Source organism: Ruegeria sp. N10 (genome assembly GCF_056531545.1).
Genome location: NZ_JBQFLY010000002.1, coordinates 192,122 through 208,786, shown reverse-complemented (window position 1 = coordinate 208,786; position 16,665 = coordinate 192,122). Strand labels below are relative to the sequence as shown.

Annotated in this window: 16 protein-coding genes; 11 read left to right on the top strand and 5 right to left on the bottom strand. The window is 57.3% G+C overall.

All coding sequences use genetic code 11. From position 1 onward, the window contains the following. The first annotated feature begins 72 nt into the window (after nucleotides 1-72). Nucleotides 73-1,353 (top strand): MFS transporter, encoded by a 1,281-nt coding sequence (locus ACR0JI_RS04335; protein WP_480475807.1) that lies wholly within the window; start codon nucleotides 73-75, stop codon nucleotides 1,351-1,353. A gap of 25 nt (nucleotides 1,354-1,378) precedes the next feature. Here the strand turns inward: ACR0JI_RS04335 and ACR0JI_RS04330 are convergent, their stop codons facing one another. Together ACR0JI_RS04330 and ACR0JI_RS04325 are read right to left on the bottom strand one after the other, a co-directional pair. Beyond that, the gene (locus tag ACR0JI_RS04330; RefSeq protein ID WP_480475809.1) at nucleotides 1,379-2,068 is read right to left on the bottom strand and encodes a nitroreductase family protein; all 690 of its coding nucleotides are present in this window, start codon (nucleotides 2,066-2,068) and stop codon (nucleotides 1,379-1,381) included. A gap of 27 nt (nucleotides 2,069-2,095) precedes the next feature. Beyond that, nucleotides 2,096-2,989 carry a LysR family transcriptional regulator ArgP gene (locus ACR0JI_RS04325; protein ID WP_480475811.1) on the bottom strand — a complete coding sequence of 298 codons (894 nt, stop codon included), beginning with the start codon at nucleotides 2,987-2,989 and terminating at the stop codon, nucleotides 2,096-2,098. 87 nt (nucleotides 2,990-3,076) lie between these two features. On the opposite strand from ACR0JI_RS04325, the gene ACR0JI_RS04320 reads away from it, so the two are divergent. From ACR0JI_RS04320 to ACR0JI_RS04295, 6 genes are all read left to right on the top strand, one after another. Next, complete coding sequence (locus ACR0JI_RS04320; RefSeq protein ID WP_480493756.1) at nucleotides 3,077-3,676, top strand: LysE/ArgO family amino acid transporter; 600 nt, start codon at nucleotides 3,077-3,079, stop codon at nucleotides 3,674-3,676. Between the two features lie 40 nt (nucleotides 3,677-3,716). Next, nucleotides 3,717-4,625 carry a DMT family transporter gene (locus ACR0JI_RS04315; RefSeq protein WP_480475815.1) on the top strand — a complete coding sequence of 303 codons (909 nt, stop codon included), beginning with the start codon at nucleotides 3,717-3,719 and terminating at the stop codon, nucleotides 4,623-4,625. Nucleotides 4,626-4,708: 83 nt separating this feature from the next. Then, nucleotides 4,709-5,281, top strand: a complete 573-nt coding sequence (gene betI / locus ACR0JI_RS04310; RefSeq protein ID WP_480475817.1) for a choline-binding transcriptional repressor BetI — start codon at nucleotides 4,709-4,711, stop codon at nucleotides 5,279-5,281. Next, nucleotides 5,278-6,786, top strand: a complete 1,509-nt coding sequence (betC, locus tag ACR0JI_RS04305; protein ID WP_480493758.1) for a choline-sulfatase — start codon at nucleotides 5,278-5,280, stop codon at nucleotides 6,784-6,786. The genes betI and betC overlap by 4 nt, the downstream gene beginning before the upstream one ends. Before the next feature lie 66 nt (nucleotides 6,787-6,852). Next, a complete protein-coding gene (betA, locus tag ACR0JI_RS04300) occupies nucleotides 6,853-8,511 on the top strand; it encodes a choline dehydrogenase (protein ID WP_480475821.1) in 1,659 nt (552 codons plus the stop codon). Nucleotides 8,512-8,766: 255 nt separating this feature from the next. Then, nucleotides 8,767-9,006 (top strand): HP1242/YdcH family protein, encoded by a 240-nt coding sequence (locus ACR0JI_RS04295; RefSeq protein ID WP_480475823.1) that lies wholly within the window; start codon nucleotides 8,767-8,769, stop codon nucleotides 9,004-9,006. A 73-nt stretch (nucleotides 9,007-9,079) separates the two neighbouring features. Here ACR0JI_RS04295 and ACR0JI_RS04290 read toward each other — a convergent pair whose 3' ends face one another. Both ACR0JI_RS04290 and ACR0JI_RS04285 read right to left on the bottom strand, forming a co-directional pair. Beyond that, nucleotides 9,080-10,480: a helix-turn-helix domain-containing protein gene (locus tag ACR0JI_RS04290; protein WP_480493760.1), complete on the bottom strand. Its 1,401-nt coding sequence runs from the start codon at nucleotides 10,478-10,480 to the stop codon at nucleotides 9,080-9,082. 63 nt (nucleotides 10,481-10,543) lie between these two features. After that, nucleotides 10,544-11,749: a multidrug effflux MFS transporter gene (locus ACR0JI_RS04285; protein WP_480475827.1), complete on the bottom strand. Its 1,206-nt coding sequence runs from the start codon at nucleotides 11,747-11,749 to the stop codon at nucleotides 10,544-10,546. A gap of 183 nt (nucleotides 11,750-11,932) precedes the next feature. Between ACR0JI_RS04285 and ACR0JI_RS04280 the strand changes: the two genes are divergently transcribed. The 3 genes from ACR0JI_RS04280 to ACR0JI_RS04270 all read left to right on the top strand — a co-directional run bounded on the left by ACR0JI_RS04280 (nucleotide 11,933) and on the right by ACR0JI_RS04270 (nucleotide 14,550). Continuing rightward, complete coding sequence (locus tag ACR0JI_RS04280; RefSeq protein WP_480475829.1) at nucleotides 11,933-13,465, top strand: acyl-CoA carboxylase subunit beta; 1,533 nt, start codon at nucleotides 11,933-11,935, stop codon at nucleotides 13,463-13,465. Nucleotides 13,466-13,577: 112 nt separating this feature from the next. Further along, complete coding sequence (locus ACR0JI_RS04275; protein ID WP_480493762.1) at nucleotides 13,578-14,063, top strand: DUF6497 family protein; 486 nt, start codon at nucleotides 13,578-13,580, stop codon at nucleotides 14,061-14,063. A 133-nt stretch (nucleotides 14,064-14,196) separates the two neighbouring features. Next, complete coding sequence (locus ACR0JI_RS04270; protein WP_480493764.1) at nucleotides 14,197-14,550, top strand: hypothetical protein; 354 nt, start codon at nucleotides 14,197-14,199, stop codon at nucleotides 14,548-14,550. 86 nt (nucleotides 14,551-14,636) lie between these two features. Here ACR0JI_RS04270 and ACR0JI_RS04265 read toward each other — a convergent pair whose 3' ends face one another. Continuing rightward, complete coding sequence (locus ACR0JI_RS04265; protein ID WP_480493766.1) at nucleotides 14,637-15,788, bottom strand: DcaP family trimeric outer membrane transporter; 1,152 nt, start codon at nucleotides 15,786-15,788, stop codon at nucleotides 14,637-14,639. Nucleotides 15,789-16,438: 650 nt separating this feature from the next. Between ACR0JI_RS04265 and ACR0JI_RS04260 the strand changes: the two genes are divergently transcribed. After that, on the top strand, nucleotides 16,439-16,642 hold the full coding sequence (locus ACR0JI_RS04260) for a hypothetical protein (protein WP_480475837.1): 204 nt from the start codon (nucleotides 16,439-16,441) through the stop codon (nucleotides 16,640-16,642). Nucleotides 16,643-16,665 lie beyond the last annotated feature (23 nt).

The following is a 16,665-nucleotide window of genomic DNA, read 5'->3' as shown; positions in this document are numbered from 1 at the left end:
TATTGGCTGAAACATTCGATGCGCTTAGGCTGAAAGTGCGGGAAATACAGAAAACACGAAGACACAGTACGAATGACATCCGAAACTTCCGATCAGACCAAGCGCAACGTGCCCGTCCTGGCCGGGCAAAGTATCCTGTCTCAGGTCGCTTGGACGCTCGGCAGCCCGTCGGTTGTTTTGCCGTTTTTAGCCGTTTCCTTCGAGTTGCCGATGTTTGTAGCAGGGGCACTGGTGTCGGTGCGGATGGTCGGTTGCTTGATTGCCGACTTCTTTCTGGCGCAACCCGTTGCAGCAAGAAGCCGGAAGAAACATGCAATTGCGTTGACCGAAGCGGTCATTGGCGCCTGTCTGGTTCTGGCAATAGCTGCGGCCGCGACCGGGGCTGTCCCATTGATCGCAGTGGTTTTCCTGTCTGTATTTCTTGTGATCGGGCTTGTCAGCGAAGTGCAGACCTTGATGCTTACGGATCTGCTAGGGGACCATGTTCAGGCGCGTTCGCGCATGATCATGCAATATCTACAGCTTGGTGCAGGGGGGCTATGTGCCATTGGCCTTGCGTTGCTGGTGCATCAGATCACCAAGGATAATCCACCCTTTTCGCGCCATTCAGTCATGATTGGCGTTTCGGTTTTATTCTTCCTGCTGTCTGGTCTGTTCATGCTGGCGATAACAGAAACCGCGCGTGAGGTCGCGCCGACGACACCGCAGGAGTCCGAAAGGGGCATTTCGATTAAGGCGAATATCAAGGGTGTTCTGGGCATGTTCGAATACCAGTGGTTCCGGAGCTATATGATCATGCGTCTGCCCTTGGTTGCTGTGTCGCTGTCCGTTCCGTTCTTCGCGCTCATCGCAGCCGAAGCGCATCACAGCTCGACACAGGGATTGACCGCGATGATCGTCTCTTCCGCTTCGGGATATCTTGTATCGGGCCCTCTGTGGCAAATCATCAACATGAAATCCCATCGTGCGGTCATGGTGGTCGGGACATTGATGGTCGCCGCAACAGGCAGTGTTCTTTTGGTGTTCCACTATTTGGGCATCGACCATCAGATTCACTTGCATGCAATTGCACTGTTCGTTGTCACCGTTGCTGTGACCGGGACCAGCAGTGCGCGTAAGCTCTATTTTCTGGATGTGGCACCCAAAGAGCAGCGGGTGCGGGGATCGGCGGCGGTCAAGGCGTTCGCGCGTTTAACCGCGGTGTTGTTGTCTGCGGGCCTTGCCGCTGTCGCCCATATGCACGAGGTCGCGATGGCCGTCGCATTCATCGTCGTCGCCAGTCTGGTGTCCTGTATAAACTGCTACCGCATGATGCAACCAGAACGAAAAAAGGCGGAACAGCCCTCGAATTGAGTTTTTGGCGAGCGTCGCGAAAGCCTCAGAAGAAGGATGAAATCTCTTCCAGGGGTTTCTTGAGTTTTGCCACAGCAGGCACAGTCGCTCCTTCTGACGGGTGTCCCACCGCGATAATCATGGTTGGTTTTTCCGACGCGGGCCGGTCCAGCGCGTCGTTCAGAAACCGCATCGGGTTTGGGGTGTGGGTCAGGGTGCTGAGGCCCGCGTGATGAAGCGCGGCAATCAGAAAGCCGGTGGCAATGTTCACACTTTCCGGGACGTAGTAGTTCTTGTACCGCGTTCCATCCTCGAATTGCCCCCAGCGCTGGGCAAAAACCACGATCAGCCAGGGGGCGATTGTCAGATGTTCTTTGACCGCGTTGGTGCCGATGGGCTCCAGTGCCTTGATCCATTCATCCCCGGCGCCACCTGCGTAGAATCGGCGTTCTTCTTCTTCGGCTTCTTCCCGGATGCGGTGTTTCAGGGCAGGGTCCGAGATGGCTGCAAAATGCCAGGGTTGGTGATTGGCGCCTGACGGCGCGGTACCCGCGGTGCTCAGGCTGGTTTCGATTACCTCACGGGCAACGGGGCGGGGGCTGAAATCCCGTACAGTATGACGCTGACGCATCTTTTCGTAAAATGCCTGCGCCGCGCCCAGCATGTCTGTATCGCTGATGTCGCATCGATCCGGCAGGGGAATGGGGTCATAGCTAAGAGCGTCACGTGAGAACATCGGTTCCTCCGAAAATGTCGTGTTTGTTTAGTCGCTTTGAGGCGGAAGCAAAATCCGTTCTGAAGCTTTTTTGACAGCCTGGGTCAGTGGTTTGAGTGCGGGCGCGAGAACACGCCCAACCTGCCAGCTCAGCGCGACATCCAACGGCGCATCAGGTACGATGGGGCGCAACAGCCCTTGTTTCAAAGCCTCCTGCACCAGAGCCGCGGGGTTCATACCCCACCCAAGCCCGGCAATCGCCGCGTCCACAAATCCTTGTGAAGAAGGCAGGAAATGAGACGGGGGTGACAGACGTTTGCCAGTGTGTTGAACAATCCAGGCCCTTTGCAGCCCGTCCTTTTGGTTGAAAACCAGGCAGGGTGCCTTGCCCAGTTCTGCCTCGGTCACTTTGTCCCGAAACCAGGTGTTGATGAATTCCGGGCTGGCCGTTGGCAGGTACCGCAACACGCCCAATGGGATCGCGTCGCACCCGGTCACTGTCTGGCCGCCAACGGTGACGGCGGCGCTTACCTCGCCCCGCCGCAGCCAGTCTGCGGAGTGATCCTGATCGTCGATCACCAGATCGAACAGCATGTCAGGCACCTGCGCCATCGCATCAACAAACCAGGTGGCCAGACTGTCTGCCGGTACGGCAATGCGGACGCGGGCGGACCTTGATTCCTGCTCCAGCGTAAGCTCTCGAACCAGCTGTGCCTCAAGCAGTCCGACATCTTCCGCGTAACGGGCGATGCGCAGCCCGGCGGGCGTTCCGGTGCAAGGGGTGCTCCGATGTATCAGGGTGGCTCCAATCCGATCCTCAAGCGCCCTGATCCGCTGGGATATCGCCGAGGGCGTCACCGCCAGCTCTGCCGCAGCCGCATCAAAGCTGCCATGACGCAGAATGGCAGACAAAGCGGACAGGTGAAGAGGATCCAGCAACATTAGTCAGGCTTAACTCGGGATAACATCTTTAATTTGATAGATCGCACCGACGATCTTAGTCAACGTCTTGCAATAGCAGGAGGTCCCATGCCCACGTCCATGATCGCCGGTTTCGCGCTGGGTTTCAGTCTGATCCTCGCCATCGGGGCACAGAACGCCTTTATTCTCCGACAGGGGTTGCGGCGTGAACATGTGTTTCTTCTGTGCCTGACCTGCTCAATGTCTGACGCGGTTTTGATTGTTGCAGGCGTCACAGGGTTCGGGACTCTGGCGCATTCAGCCCCCTGGTTTGAACCTGTACTGCGATTTGGCGGGGCCGCTTTTCTGACGTGGTATGGGCTGCGCAGTTTCGGGTCTGCCCTGCGGGGTGGCGCGGTAATGGAAACGGGCAACGGCCCGCGAACCAGCCTTAAAACCGCAATGCTTACCGTTATCGCCTTCACCTGGCTGAACCCGCATGTCTATCTGGATACAGTGGTTCTGATCGGTTCCATCTCGGCACAGTATGATGACCGGGTCGAATTTGCCATCGGGGCGGTCACGTCCAGCTTTGCCTTCTTCTTTTCACTTGGATACGGCGCAGGTGTTCTGTCTCCGGTGTTTGCGCGCCCGCGCGCCTGGCAGGTGCTGGATGCAGTGATCGGTGTCGTAATGCTGGGTATCGCACTGAAACTTGTTGTCATGTGAAGGGTTGTTCCCGGCAGGGTTTCGGTGTTCAACCTAAGCCATGACATCGCTTGCCGTTTCGTCGCGCCCGCTTGCCGCTATGTTCTGGATGTTTGCCGCCGGGCTGTCCTTTGTTGTGATGACCGCATTGGTCAAATCTCTGGGCACGACGATGAATCCGATCCAGGCCGCATTCCTGCGTTATGCGCTGGGATTGGTGTTTCTGTTACCGGCCTTGCGGTCGATCATGGCGACCCGGCTGACACCCCGCCTGCTGACGCTGTTCGGTTTGCGCGGTGTAGTACACGCGATTGCTGTCATGCTTTGGTTCTTCGCCATGACACAAATTCCCTTGGCCGAAGTAACTGCGATGAACTACATGACGCCGGTTTATGTCACCTTGGGTGCAGCCCTGTTTCTGGGTGAGAAGTTGGCTTTTCGCAGGGTCGCCGCGATTCTGGTCGCTTTGGTGGGCGTGCTGGTCATCCTGCGCCCCGGGTTTCGCGAAGTCTCACAAGGTCACCTTGCCATGCTCGGAACGGCCCTGATGCTAAGCGGGTCCTATTTGCTGGCCAAGCTTCTTGTCCGCGACGTTCCACCTTCGGTTGTTGTGGCGCATCTGTCCATCTGGGTAACCATAGCCTTGATCCCCTTTGCGGTTGCCGTCTGGACCCGGCCCAGTATGCAAGAACTCGGGGTTCTGTTTCTGGTGGCCAGCTTTGCGACCGCAGGTCATTACTTCATGACATTGGCGTTGCAGGCCGCGCCTGTGGCCGTCACACAACCCGTCACTTTCCTGCAGTTGATCTGGGCCACGCTTGTGGGTGCAGCAATCTTCCACGAAAGCGTCGACCTTTGGGTTGTGGCTGGCGGAACCCTGATACTGGGCGCTGTAAGCTTCATCTCATGGCGCGAGTTCATGTTGAACCGGCGGGACTTGACGCCTCCCAGTATTGCGCCGAAGCTGTAACAAGACATCTCAGTGTTTACATTGATTGACGAGTCAATAAAAACATCCTAGCTTGGTCGCATGACACCTGTATGGGGAAAGCGATGCCAAAAGTTGGAATGGAGCCGATCCGCAAGGACGCGATTGTTCGAGCGACGATTGCTGAACTGGGTGTCAAGAAATCCCTGGATGTAACCGTAAGCCAGATTGCCAAACGCGCGGGCATGTCCAGCGCATTGGCACACCATTATTTTGGCGGAAAGGATCAGATATTTCTGGCCGCAATGCGTCAGATCCTCGCCGACTTCAGCGACGAAGCCAGGGCCCAGTTGAAAGCGGCCAAACCGGGCAATCGGGCAGAGGCGATTATCCACGCCTGTTTTGCCCCTTCGTGTTTCACACCTGACGTGACTGCCGCCTGGATGACGTTTTATGTGTTGGCGCAGACCAACAGTGACGCGCTGCGATTGTGGCAGATCTATCAGGCGCGCATCAGATCGAATCTGGTTCATGCCCTGCGTCCAAGGATGCTGGATCCGGTTGAGGCTGCCGAGAATATGATTGCCCTGATTGACGGGCTCTATATTCGCGCAGCACTCAGCGCCCCGGAAGAACCGCAACTGGCCGTGAACCACGCTATGCGCGTGCTCGATACTCTGCTCGAGGCTGAAAAATGACAAAACCAAACATTCTGATCCTGATGGTGGATCAGCTGAACGGAACCCTCTTTCCCGACGGTCCCGCTGACTGGCTTCATGCTCCGAACCTGAAGAAACTGGCCGAACGGTCGACCCGCTTTGCCAACGCTTATACTGCGTCGCCGCTTTGCGCGCCGGGGCGGGCCAGCTTCATGTCCGGTCAATTGCCCTCACGCACCGGCGTCTATGACAACGCGGCAGAGTTTCGCAGCGATATCCCAACTTACGCACATCACCTGCGTCGCGCGGGCTATTACACCTGTCTGTCAGGCAAAATGCACTTTGTCGGGCCGGACCAGATGCACGGGTTTGAGGATCGCCTGACAACTGATATCTACCCGGCCGATTTTGGCTGGACACCGGATTACCGAAAGCCGGGTGAGCGGATCGACTGGTGGTATCACAACATGGGGTCGGTGACCGGCGCGGGTATTGCCGAGATTTCCAACCAAATGGAGTATGATGACGAGGTCGCCTATAACGCCAAGGCCAAACTGTATGACCTTGCGCGCGGCAAGGATGACCGCCCATGGTGCGTGACGGTCAGCTTCACCCATCCGCATGATCCCTATGTCGCCCGTCGCAAATACTGGGACCTTTACGAGGATTGCGCGCATCTGCTGCCCGAAATCGCTGATATCGGCTATGACAACCAGGATCCTCACGCCAAGCGGATCTTCGATGCCAACGACTGGCGTAGCTTCGACATCACCCAAGAAGATATCCGAAAGTCGCGCCGCGCCTATTTCGCCAATATTTCCTATCTGGACGACAAGATCGGTGAAATCCTCGAAGTGCTCGAAACGACACGGCAAGAGGCGATCATCCTGTTCGTCTCGGATCACGGTGACATGCTGGGTGAACGTGGCCTCTGGTTCAAAATGAACTTCTACGAAGGCTCGGCGCGCGTACCTTTGATGATATCGTCCCCGGATTTGCCTGCGGGGCGGATCGATACGCCGGTTTCCACCATCGACGTGACACCCACGCTCGGGGCTCTGGCAGGCGTTGACATGGACGAAATCGCACCATGGACGGACGGCGAAAACCTGGTGCCATTGGCGCAAGGTGGCACGCGAACCGCGCCTGTGGCTATGGAATACGCGGCCGAGGCATCTTACGCGCCGCTGGTGTCGCTGCGCTATGGCAAGTGGAAATACAATCGATGCGCGCTGGACCCGGATCAACTGTTTGATCTTGAGGCAGACCCGCATGAGCTGACCAATCTGGCAGACAGTCCCGAACATGCGGGCACGCTGCAAACCCTGCGGGCAAAGTCCGAGGCCCGCTGGGATTTGGAGCGCTTCGACGCGGATGTCCGCGCCAGTCAGGCGCGACGCTGGGTCGTGTACGAGGCACTGCGGCAAGGCGGATATTACCCATGGGATTATCAGCCGCTGCAAAAAGCGTCCGAACGCTACATGCGCAATCATATGGATCTGAACATCGTCGAGGAAAACGCCCGGTTCCCACGCGGCGAGTAATCTCTTCGTCTTTTTGAAAATACTCCCGCCGGAGGCGTTTTTCCCGGCGGGCGGGGAGTTGTGAATATGGAAGCAGATTTTGTCATCGTTGGCGCAGGGTCCGCAGGCTGCGCAATGGCATATCGTCTGAGCGAAGGTGGGGCCTCGGTTCTGGTGATCGAGCACGGTGGTACCGACTTGGGGCCGTTTATCCAGATGCCCGCCGCGCTCAGCTATCCGATGAACATGTCGCGCTATGACTGGGGATATCAGTCCGAGCCCGAACCGCATCTGAACAACCGCCGTCTGGCCTGCCCGCGCGGCAAGGTGATCGGCGGGTCATCGTCGATCAACGGCATGGTTTATGTACGCGGTCACGCACGCGATTTCGACACTTGGGCCGAGATGGGGGCCGACGGCTGGTCCTATGCGGATGTGCTGCCCTATTACAAACGCATGGAGACATGGCATGACGGTGGTCATGGCGGCGATCCGGCCTGGCGCGGAACCAACGGCCCGTTGCACGTATCGCGCGGCCCACGTGCGAACCCACTGTTTCAGGCCTTTGTCGATGCGGGTCAGCAGGCGGGATACGAGGTCACCGGCGACTATAACGGCGAAAAGCAGGAAGGCTTTGGCCCGATGGAACAGACCGTCTGGAAAGGGCGGCGCTGGTCAGCGGCGAATGCATATCTGAAGCCCGCGCTCAAGCGTGACAATTGCGATATCGTGCGGGGCCTTGCGTCTAGGGTTGTTATGGAAAACGGTCGCGCCACTGGCGTGGAATTGATCCGTGGCGACAAGAAAGAGATCATCAAGGCCCGGCGCGAGGTCATTCTGGCTGCGTCCTCGATCAACTCGCCCAAGCTGCTGATGCTGTCCGGTATCGGCCCGGGCGCGCATCTGGCGGAACATGGGATCGACATTGTAGCAGATCGTCCGGGGGTGGGTGCGAACCTTCAGGACCATCTGGAGCTTTATATTCAGCAGGCCTCGCTGCAACCCATCACGCTTTACAAACACTGGAACCTGTTCAGCAAGGGCCTGATCGGGGCGCAGTGGCTGTTTACAAAAAAGGGGCTAGGGGCGTCGAACCAATTCGAGAGCGCGGCCTTTATCCGGTCGAAACCGGGGGTGGAATACCCTGATATCCAGTATCACTTCCTGCCAATTGCGGTCCGCTATGATGGGCAGGCTGCGGCTGAAGGGCACGGATTCCAGGCACATGTCGGCCCGATGCGCTCGCCCTCGCGGGGTGCGGTCACACTGCGGTCGGGCAGGGCTGAAGACGCACCGGTGATAAAGTTCAACTACATGAGCCACGAAGAGGATTGGGAGGATTTCCGCACCTGTATCCGACTGACCCGTGAAATCTTTGGGCAGGATGCGTTCAAACCTTACGCCGGTAAGGAAATTCAACCGGGTGCCTCTTTGCAAACGGATGAAGAGTTGAACGCCTTTATCGCGGAACATGCCGAAAGCGCCTATCACCCCTGCGGCACCTGCCGGATGGGGCGTGCGGATGACAAAGGTGCGGTGGTCGATCCTGAGGGTCGCGTCATCGGTGTGGACGGGCTGCGCGTCGCGGACAGTTCGATTTTCCCGCAGATCACCAACGGCAATCTCAACGCGCCCTCGATCATGGTAGGCGAGAAAGTATCGGATTCCCTGCTGGGCAAAGACCCGTTGCCCAAGGCCAATGACCGCCCGTGGATTCACCCGGGCTGGGCAACCGCGCAGCGTTAATCCTTCTGAACTGCCCCCGGTTGAATGCGTAAATTTTCGGCGCTTGCCGGGGGTATATTAGCAAAAAGTTCAGTGTTCTTGTCCAGATAAGCCTGAGCCACGTTTCAGAACAACTTGCCCTCTGCACGGCAGGATGGCGCGTGGCGTTGTATTGAAACTCACGGGATTATTGCGGGTAGTTGATCCCGGTCAAAGCGAAAGCTCGGTCACGCTTCTATCACTGATTTGCAACGACATATGAAGGAGCGAACAGAGATGTCTCACACCCCGCATGAACTGGCCGAAGAGTTTCCGGACAAAGTTGAACTGATGAGCCAGCTCAAGCAAACGGATGCGCATTTTGCGCGGCTGGCCGATGAATATCATGAGGTCAACCGCGAAGTTCACCGCGCCGAAACCAATGTCGAGCCCATGGAAGAATTGGCTGAGGTTGACCTGCGCAAAAAGCGCGCGGCGCTGAAGGATGAGATTTGGGCGATCCTGTCCAAGGCTTAAACATAGTGACGGGGGCTCTGCCCCCGTCGTGACCAGAGACGCTACACCGGTGGGATAATAAATCAGACTAAGATCAGGTCACTTCATAGGGCAGGGTGCCGCGAATATGGGTGTCGATGCTCAGACGGCGTTCCAGCGGCGGGACCGAACGCTGGTGACAGGTTTGCCGCTCGCAGATGCGGCAGGAAATACCGATAGGCTCGTAGGCGCTGGCATTGTTGATGTCGAGGTTATCAGCATAAACAAGAGCCGGGGCATGACGGACCTCGCATCCCAGCGCTATGGCGTACCGTCTGACCGGAGCGCCAAACGAGCCCCCAGATTTTGAGACATCCCGCGCCAGCGAAATATAGCGAACACCATCAGGCGTTTCCGCCAGCTGCCGCAGGAAATGGCCGGGCGTTTCAAAGGCGCGATGCACGTTCCAAAGCGGGCAGGCCCCACCAAAGCGCGCAAATTGCAGGCGTGTGGCCGAGTGCCGCTTGGTGATCGTACCGGCCTGATCAACCCGGACGAAGAAGAACGGGATACCCTTGGCGCCGGGACGCTGTAGTGTCGACAGCCGATGTGCAACCTGCTCGACCGACGCCCCGAAACGGTTGCTGAGCAGCTCCAGATCGTGACGCTCTTCCTGAGCGGCGGTCAAAAACGCGGTATAAGGCATCAGAGAGGCACCAGCGAAATAGTTGGCAAGTCCGATCTTGGCGATGGCGCGGGCTTCGTCGCTTTGGAATTTGGCGAAATCCAGCGTCGCCTCCAGCAACTGGTCCTGACTGATCAGCGCAACCTGCAACAGAAGTTGGAACACTTGCGTCTGCGGCGCAGCACGGGAGGACAGGCGCAAAATTTTGCTGTCGACATCATAAGCGCGCAAGGGGCCCGTATCTGAAAAAACCACCTGAATTCCACGCTCTGAAAGGCTGCTCAGGGCGGCTTGCCGGATACCGCCGGGGCCGTCGGCGCGGTTGGCAAACAGTTCCGCAGCCCTGTCCACGGCGTCGATGTAGTTGTCGCAGTAGTGGAAGAAATCGCGCACTTCTTCCCACGGGCTGGCCTGAATGCGCGCATCTTCGCGTCCCAAAGCCTCGTCCAGCGAGGCAAGGCGTTCATGTGTCTGCCGATAGGTTTTATGCAATTCGATAAACGCCCGCGCCAGAGCCGGGGCGTTGGAAGCTGTCAGTCGCAGATCTGCCAGTGGGGGCTGAATGTCCGAAAAAACAGGATCGGCCAGCGCCTCGCGCATGTCTGAAACAAGACGTTCGCTGTCTCCGGTGCTGAGTTCGGTAACATCCATTCCGAATTCCTGCGCCAGAGCCAGCACAACCGTGGTCGAGATCGGCCGGTTGTTGTTCTCCATCTGGTTCAGGTAGGGCAGTGAAACTCCCAGTTTGGCGGCAAATTCGCGCTGCGTCAGAGTCAGGCGCGTACGCATTTCGCGCAGTTTCGCGCCCGCATAGAGCTTTTGGGTGGCCATAGGGTGCCTTTGCAAGTTTTCCAATTGCCGAGGATAACTTTGCAAAGTCATTGGGGCAAGCGGTTACAGCCCTAATTGCCGTTCTCTTCGTACGACAGTTGAAATTGCGACGATCGCCAGAACGGCTGTTGCCAGCATCAGCCAAAGCAGCGGCATCGCGCCGGTTTCACGCGTCAGCAAGGCACCTGCCAGCGCGCTCAGCCCGGCGCCGCCGCCCAACATGATGGCGCCACTCAGGCCCGAGGCGGTTGCAGCCAGGTGAGGGCGCACTGATAGCGCGCCCGAGGTTGCGTTGGGGATGACCATGCCATTGCCGACGCCCACAAATGTCATGAACCCAAAGAAACTAAGTGCGGTTCCGCGGTCCGCTAAAAACAGCAATGCCGATACAGCGACGCCAAACGCATTGAACAGGCTTCCCCACAGCACCATGCGGTTCACGCCGAACCGTACTGAAAACCGCCCACTCATAAAGTTACCTACAAAATACCCAACCGCAGGTGCGCCAAAATAAATGCCAACCTGTGCCGCGCTCAAGCCGAAGAGTTCTGTGCCAATGAACGGTGCGCCGCCGAGGTAGGCGAAAAACGAACCCGAAGAGAAGGCGCAAGCCAGTGAGTACCCCCAGAACCGTGGCGAGGTTAGAAGTTCGGGGTATTCCTTGAATTGCTGGACAAGTGTCTTGCCGCTTTTTGCCGATGTTTCCCCAAAGTCCGAATAGGTCAGTGCCATAGTCAGCAGACCTACGGCAAAGGGCAGCCAGAAATTCGCTTTCCAACCAAAACTCACTTCCAGCAAGCCGCCGATGGCAGGGCCAATCATTGGAACCACGGCCATGCCCATCGTCACATAACCGATCATCGAGGCAGCTTGATCCTGATCGTACATATCCCGCACCGCAGCGCGGCTGAGAACCATACCGACGACCACAACCGCCTGACACATCCTGAACGCCAGAAAAACCGTAGCATTGGGGGCAAAGATGCATCCCAGGGTTGCCATCAGGAACAGGCCAAGGCCCCAAAGCAAAACCGGCCGTCTGCCTGCCTGATCCGCGATTGGACCTATGAGAATTTGCAGAATGGCATTGATCAGCAGATAAAGCGCAATCGACAGCTGCATGACCTTGTAATCGGTTTCGAAATACTCGGCCATGTTTGGCAGGCTGGGCAGAAACAGGTTCATGCTCAGGGCGGAAAGGCCCGAGAGTAAAACAAGCGTCGCCAATGTGGGTGGTGTGCGGTGGACCGCGTCAGAGCTGAACTGCATGGTTCACATGTATAGCCGTGGATTTTCGGATTGCCAGTCATTCGCAGAATTGCTCGTGAAAATTCGCAGTTTTGCAGTTATCCAAATTACTGTTGCTGAAATTTTGCAAATTTGCCGAAAATAGCTTTGGATGAGCGGCCCAAACAGGTAGGGTCCCGGCAAATTTATAAGGGGATAGTCGTCATGAAAGACATTCTTTCCGAATTGGAAGCCCGCCGTGATCACGCACGTCTGGGGGGCGGGCAGAAACGGATCGATGCCCAGCACGCGCGCGGCAAGCTGACCGCACGTGAACGGATCGAACTTCTGCTGGACGAGGGCAGCTTTGAAGAGTTTGACATGTTCGTCAGCCACCGCTGCACCGATTTTGGGATGGAAAAACAAAAGCCTGCGGGTGACGGTGTCGTCACCGGCTGGGGCACGATCAACGGGCGCATGGTTTATGTGTTCAGCCAGGATTTTACCGTCTTTGGCGGATCGCTGTCAGAAACCCATGCTCAAAAGATCTGCAAGATTATGGACATGGCGGTGCAGAACGGTGCGCCGGTAATTGGCATCAACGATTCGGGCGGCGCGCGCATTCAGGAAGGTGTGGCTTCGCTGGCGGGTTATGCCGAAGTGTTCCAGCGTAACATCATGGCTTCGGGCGTGGTGCCGCAGATCAGTGTAATCATGGGCCCCTGTGCCGGTGGTGCAGTGTATAGCCCGGCGATGACCGACTTTATCTTCATGGTCAAAGACACCTCTTACATGTTCGTGACTGGCCCGGATGTGGTGAAAACCGTAACCAACGAAGTGGTGACTGCCGAGGAACTGGGCGGGGCTTCGACCCACACCAAGAAATCCTCGGTCGCTGATGGCGCGTTCGAAAACGACGTCGAAGCTTTGGCCGAGGTGCGGCGCCTGGTGGACTTCCTGCCCCTCAACAACCGCGAAAAGCCTCCCGTGCGCCCGTTCTTTGACGAACCCGGCCGGATCGAGGCTTCGCTGGACACTCTTATCCCAGAGAATCCGAACACCCCCTACGACATGAAGGAACTCATCGCCAAAGTAGCGGATGAAGGCGATTTCTATGAAATTCAGGAAGATTTTGCCAAGAACATCATTACCGGGTTCATCCGGTTGGAAGGTCAGACCGTTGGCGTCGTCGCAAATCAGCCGATGGTGCTGGCCGGGTGTCTGGATATCGACTCGTCACGTAAGGCTGCGCGCTTTGTACGCTTCTGTGACTGTTTCGAAATCCCGATCCTGACACTGGTCGACGTTCCTGGCTTCCTTCCGGGAACAAGCCAGGAATATGGCGGCGTCATCAAGCATGGGGCCAAGTTGCTCTTTGCCTATGGTGAGGCGACCGTTCCGAAGGTTACTGTGATTACCCGAAAGGCTTATGGCGGTGCTTATGACGTTATGGCCTCGAAGCATTTGCGCGGTGATTTCAACTATGCCTGGCCCACCGCCGAAATCGCGGTCATGGGGGCCAAAGGGGCGACCGAGATCATTCATCGCGCCGATCTGGACGATGCGGACAAGATTGCGTCTCACACCAAGGATTACGAAGACCGATTTGCAAATCCCTTCGTGGCAGCCGAGCGCGGCTTCATCGATGAGGTGATCATGCCGCATTCGACCCGCCGACGTGTGTCCCGGGCATTTGCCAGCTTGCGCGGCAAGCAGCTGAAGAACCCGTGGAAAAAGCACGACAATATCCCGCTGTGATCCTTCTGGGGGCGGGGTGCCCGCCCCGCTCAATCTTTGACCGTCACAGCGGTTCCGAGGCTGAAACCCCCTCAAATTGAGGCGGAATTGACAAAAACCAGCAAATAGTTGAATGATCCGACCCGTCAGACATAGAACCGCGCAGACCAATAGTACTGCGCGCGCGACCCCGGAAGGAGGAGCTCGCCGCTGGTGGGTCCGGGGTCGCGCCATTTGTCTGATTGCTCTCACCTTCAGCCATCCAGCTTTTGCGGACACCGATACGTTGCTGCCGGTGCCGTCGGGCCAGCCAGTGCAACTGAGCGATGTCCTGCTGGACAACAATCCTGGCGAGCTTTGGCTGCGCTTTCGCTTTATCGCGCCCAGAATAGGCGCGTCAGTGGGGCGGATCGGGTATGATGTGGCGTCGAAGGATATGGAGCACCTGTGCCAGATTCTGGCCGTTCCATATGTCGCGCAGCATGAATTGCAGCCGGCGCGGGTCGTGATCTCTTTGTCCGATCGCCCGGTTGAGTTTGGTGATGCCGCCCCTGATGCGACCCAGTTTTTTGAGGCCTACCGGCTAGAGCAGTCCCAGTGTATCTGGGAGGGGCTTTGACCATGACCGCAAGATTCCATGAGTACAAAGCATCTCAAACCAACTGTGCGGCTTTGGAGGTGCGCATCATGAACCCATCCCGTTTCGGGCTCGAATTGCTTTTGTCTGCAAGTATGACACAAGGGGGCCTTTCATGCTGAAGCATCGTGGTTTTCCCGGTCGCCTTTCAGGCACAGACTTTCAGTTCACCATTCGTCGCGCCAACCCAAAGGGCGTTACACCGTTAACGCGGCGGGAGCGGTTTCGGGATCGCAAACCTGCGGACAAGCGCGCTGATATTGCGTTCATGGAAGCCCTTTGGACCCATTTCGGTGACCAGCCGTTCGAACGGGGCAATCTGGATGCCGGGCGTTTGAGCTGGCTGTTCGGGCGCGAAGTCATTCCGGCAGAAGACCCCTTTGATCCGGCTAACTATGATGCCTTGCTTGTCATCGACGTAGATGCTGCGCGCGCATCCTTCCCGGACATCATCGACGGGATGGACTGATTGTGATATTCGCCGCCGTACATAAGCCAATCACTGCCGGTTTCGGGAAGATCCTGCCCGAAACCGGGCAGGATTTGTGTGTGGTCTCAGAAGTTCAACTGCGCCGCAAGCTGAACACGGCTGCCATCAAAGGTTCTGCCGGTGGGCGCGTCGTTCCGCTCGCCATAGATATACTCGGCGCTGAGTGTCAGACTGTCTGTCGCCTTGTAGAACGCGTTGACATGGATCGTTTCCAGCTCGGTGAAGGACAGGGTGCCGGTCGAGGTCGGCAGATCATAACTCTCGCGACCATAGGAAATGCCAACGTTCAACTTCGGGCTGAGGTCCTGCCTGAATTCCACGGTATAGCCATCCACATCGTTGGCCTGTCCTCCGACAATGGCATCGCCGAGACCGATCAGGTACGGCCCAAGCGCCTCACCAGTGACGTAGTTGACCTGGAACAATCCACCTTGCCAGGGGCGAATGCCGCCCGACAACGTAAAGCCCGTCTGATCCACTTCGACATTGCCGGAATTGGCTTTGCCGTACAAAACGGCTCCACGGGCAATATATGTGCCGTCGTTATACTCCGCCGAGGCCGTCAGGACGGGATCATCGGAATTCGACCCGCTCACGTTCTCTTCGATCGAGACCGCAAACTGTGCATTGCTGCCAAGCTGCCCAGTGTATCTCAACTGCGGGACACGGGCGAATGCGATACCCACCGGGCCGTTGAATTCGACGGTGGTCGGGTAGGTGTCCAATGGTTGGAAGTTTGTCCAATACTGACCGATCAGGAACTGGTCGCCAATGGTGATGTTGGCATGGCGTATGCGCAATTCAGCCGTGCCACCGGAACCGAACAGGTCAAGCTCAAGCTGTCCGCCAATGTCACCGATCCCGCTTGGGGTGGTGGTACGCAGTCCGATCCGAGATTGGCGAACGGTTGCCCCGAAGGTGCCGTCGGTCGCGGCCGAGGGTTCGCCGATAACATTCACGAACGCTGTATCCCCCTGATCGTAGTCGAAGTCATAAAAGAAATCGGCCTTCACGTATCCGTAAATGTCCAGAACGGTGTTGCCGATGCGGAAATCTCCGTTGGCGGGGCTGCTTTTGCCGGCTTCCAGCGCCTCGATCCGTGCGCGCAAAGCGTCGAGTTCAGCCTGGGTCTGGGCGTCCTGAGCGAAAGCAAACGTGCCAGTCACACTGAGCGCAGAGGCAGCGAGCAGGAGTGCCTTTTTTCTAGTCATAGTCATGTGGGTGTTCCTTTGAGTGCGAGTGTGCCCAAGGACCGTTTCACGCAGCAGAAATCTTTGGAAATCACGAGAAAGAGAATAGAACCGTCTGATTTCTCAAGAAAATGTGCCTTTTTCGGCTTCTTGAATCACGGCGTCTTGAACCTGTCATCTAACGCACTGCTGCGAGGGAATTCCTTCGCCTGTGCAGTAGCGGCGATTCGTGATGTTGCAGTCGCAGAAAACATCGGAAGCGGCCCCTTTCGTCACGAAACTGTGACGGTAAACGGGTCTATCGCGCTGGTAATTCCCATGAATGCTGTCGGCACGAAGTTGCGCGCCATGTTGCGGCTTGGGCAGAAACCAGCCGAGTTGCCCTTGGGAAACAATACTGTGTTTGCCCAACGGATTGTGCCGTGCAATCTGAATGGGCCGTGCGGCTCTACTTTGCCTGCGCCGCACATGCACCTACTATTCCGTACCCCTTCCTTGCGCGGGCAGGCTTGTGTTCCCCACATAGACCTGTCCGCGTTTTTCTTTGTGGGCCGCGCAGCCAAAAAGTGGCGAAATCCCGCACAAAACCTGCCTGCAACCCCATTGATATTGAATAACAAGCCGCATTTCGCGCATCTGGCCCTAAACGAACCAAGAAACCTAAAAGGGCAGACACAATGCGATTCTCGAAACTCATCCTTGTTGCGGCGACCTGTGCTGGTCTGGCCGCGTGCGGTGACACCACGGGCGAACAGGCAATCCTCGGCGGCGGTGCCGGGGCTGTGGGGGCCGCGGTCCTCAATGCCGACCCGCTGTTTGGCGCGGCCGTCGGCGCAGCGGGCAACGTGCTGTACTGCAAGACGCAGAACACCTGTAACTAACGCAAATCTTTCGGGGCGCCTGG

Bases quoted from the DNA above. Each gene is read 5' to 3' on its own strand.
- betA (WP_480475821.1), top strand. From the start codon at position 6,853: ATGGAAGCAGATTTTGTCATCGTTGGCGCAGGGTCCGCAGGCTGCGCA.
- ACR0JI_RS04320 (WP_480493756.1), top strand. From the start codon at position 3,077: ATGCCCACGTCCATGATCGCCGGTTTCGCGCTGGGTTTCAGTCTGATC.
- ACR0JI_RS04325 (WP_480475811.1), bottom strand. From the start codon at position 2,989: ATGTTGCTGGATCCTCTTCACCTGTCCGCTTTGTCTGCCATTCTGCGT.
- ACR0JI_RS04330 (WP_480475809.1), bottom strand. From the start codon at position 2,068: ATGTTCTCACGTGACGCTCTTAGCTATGACCCCATTCCCCTGCCGGAT.
- ACR0JI_RS04260 (WP_480475837.1), top strand. From the start codon at position 16,439: ATGCGATTCTCGAAACTCATCCTTGTTGCGGCGACCTGTGCTGGTCTG.
- ACR0JI_RS04315 (WP_480475815.1), top strand. From the start codon at position 3,717: ATGACATCGCTTGCCGTTTCGTCGCGCCCGCTTGCCGCTATGTTCTGG.
- ACR0JI_RS04285 (WP_480475827.1), bottom strand. From the start codon at position 11,749: ATGCAGTTCAGCTCTGACGCGGTCCACCGCACACCACCCACATTGGCG.
- ACR0JI_RS04295 (WP_480475823.1), top strand. From the start codon at position 8,767: ATGTCTCACACCCCGCATGAACTGGCCGAAGAGTTTCCGGACAAAGTT.
- ACR0JI_RS04280 (WP_480475829.1), top strand. From the start codon at position 11,933: ATGAAAGACATTCTTTCCGAATTGGAAGCCCGCCGTGATCACGCACGT.
- ACR0JI_RS04270 (WP_480493764.1), top strand. From the start codon at position 14,197: ATGCTGAAGCATCGTGGTTTTCCCGGTCGCCTTTCAGGCACAGACTTT.
- ACR0JI_RS04335 (WP_480475807.1), top strand. From the start codon at position 73: ATGACATCCGAAACTTCCGATCAGACCAAGCGCAACGTGCCCGTCCTG.
- ACR0JI_RS04290 (WP_480493760.1), bottom strand. From the start codon at position 10,480: ATGGCCACCCAAAAGCTCTATGCGGGCGCGAAACTGCGCGAAATGCGT.
- ACR0JI_RS04275 (WP_480493762.1), top strand. From the start codon at position 13,578: ATGATCCGACCCGTCAGACATAGAACCGCGCAGACCAATAGTACTGCG.
- betC (WP_480493758.1), top strand. From the start codon at position 5,278: ATGACAAAACCAAACATTCTGATCCTGATGGTGGATCAGCTGAACGGA.
- betI (WP_480475817.1), top strand. From the start codon at position 4,709: ATGCCAAAAGTTGGAATGGAGCCGATCCGCAAGGACGCGATTGTTCGA.
- ACR0JI_RS04265 (WP_480493766.1), bottom strand. From the start codon at position 15,788: ATGACTATGACTAGAAAAAAGGCACTCCTGCTCGCTGCCTCTGCGCTC.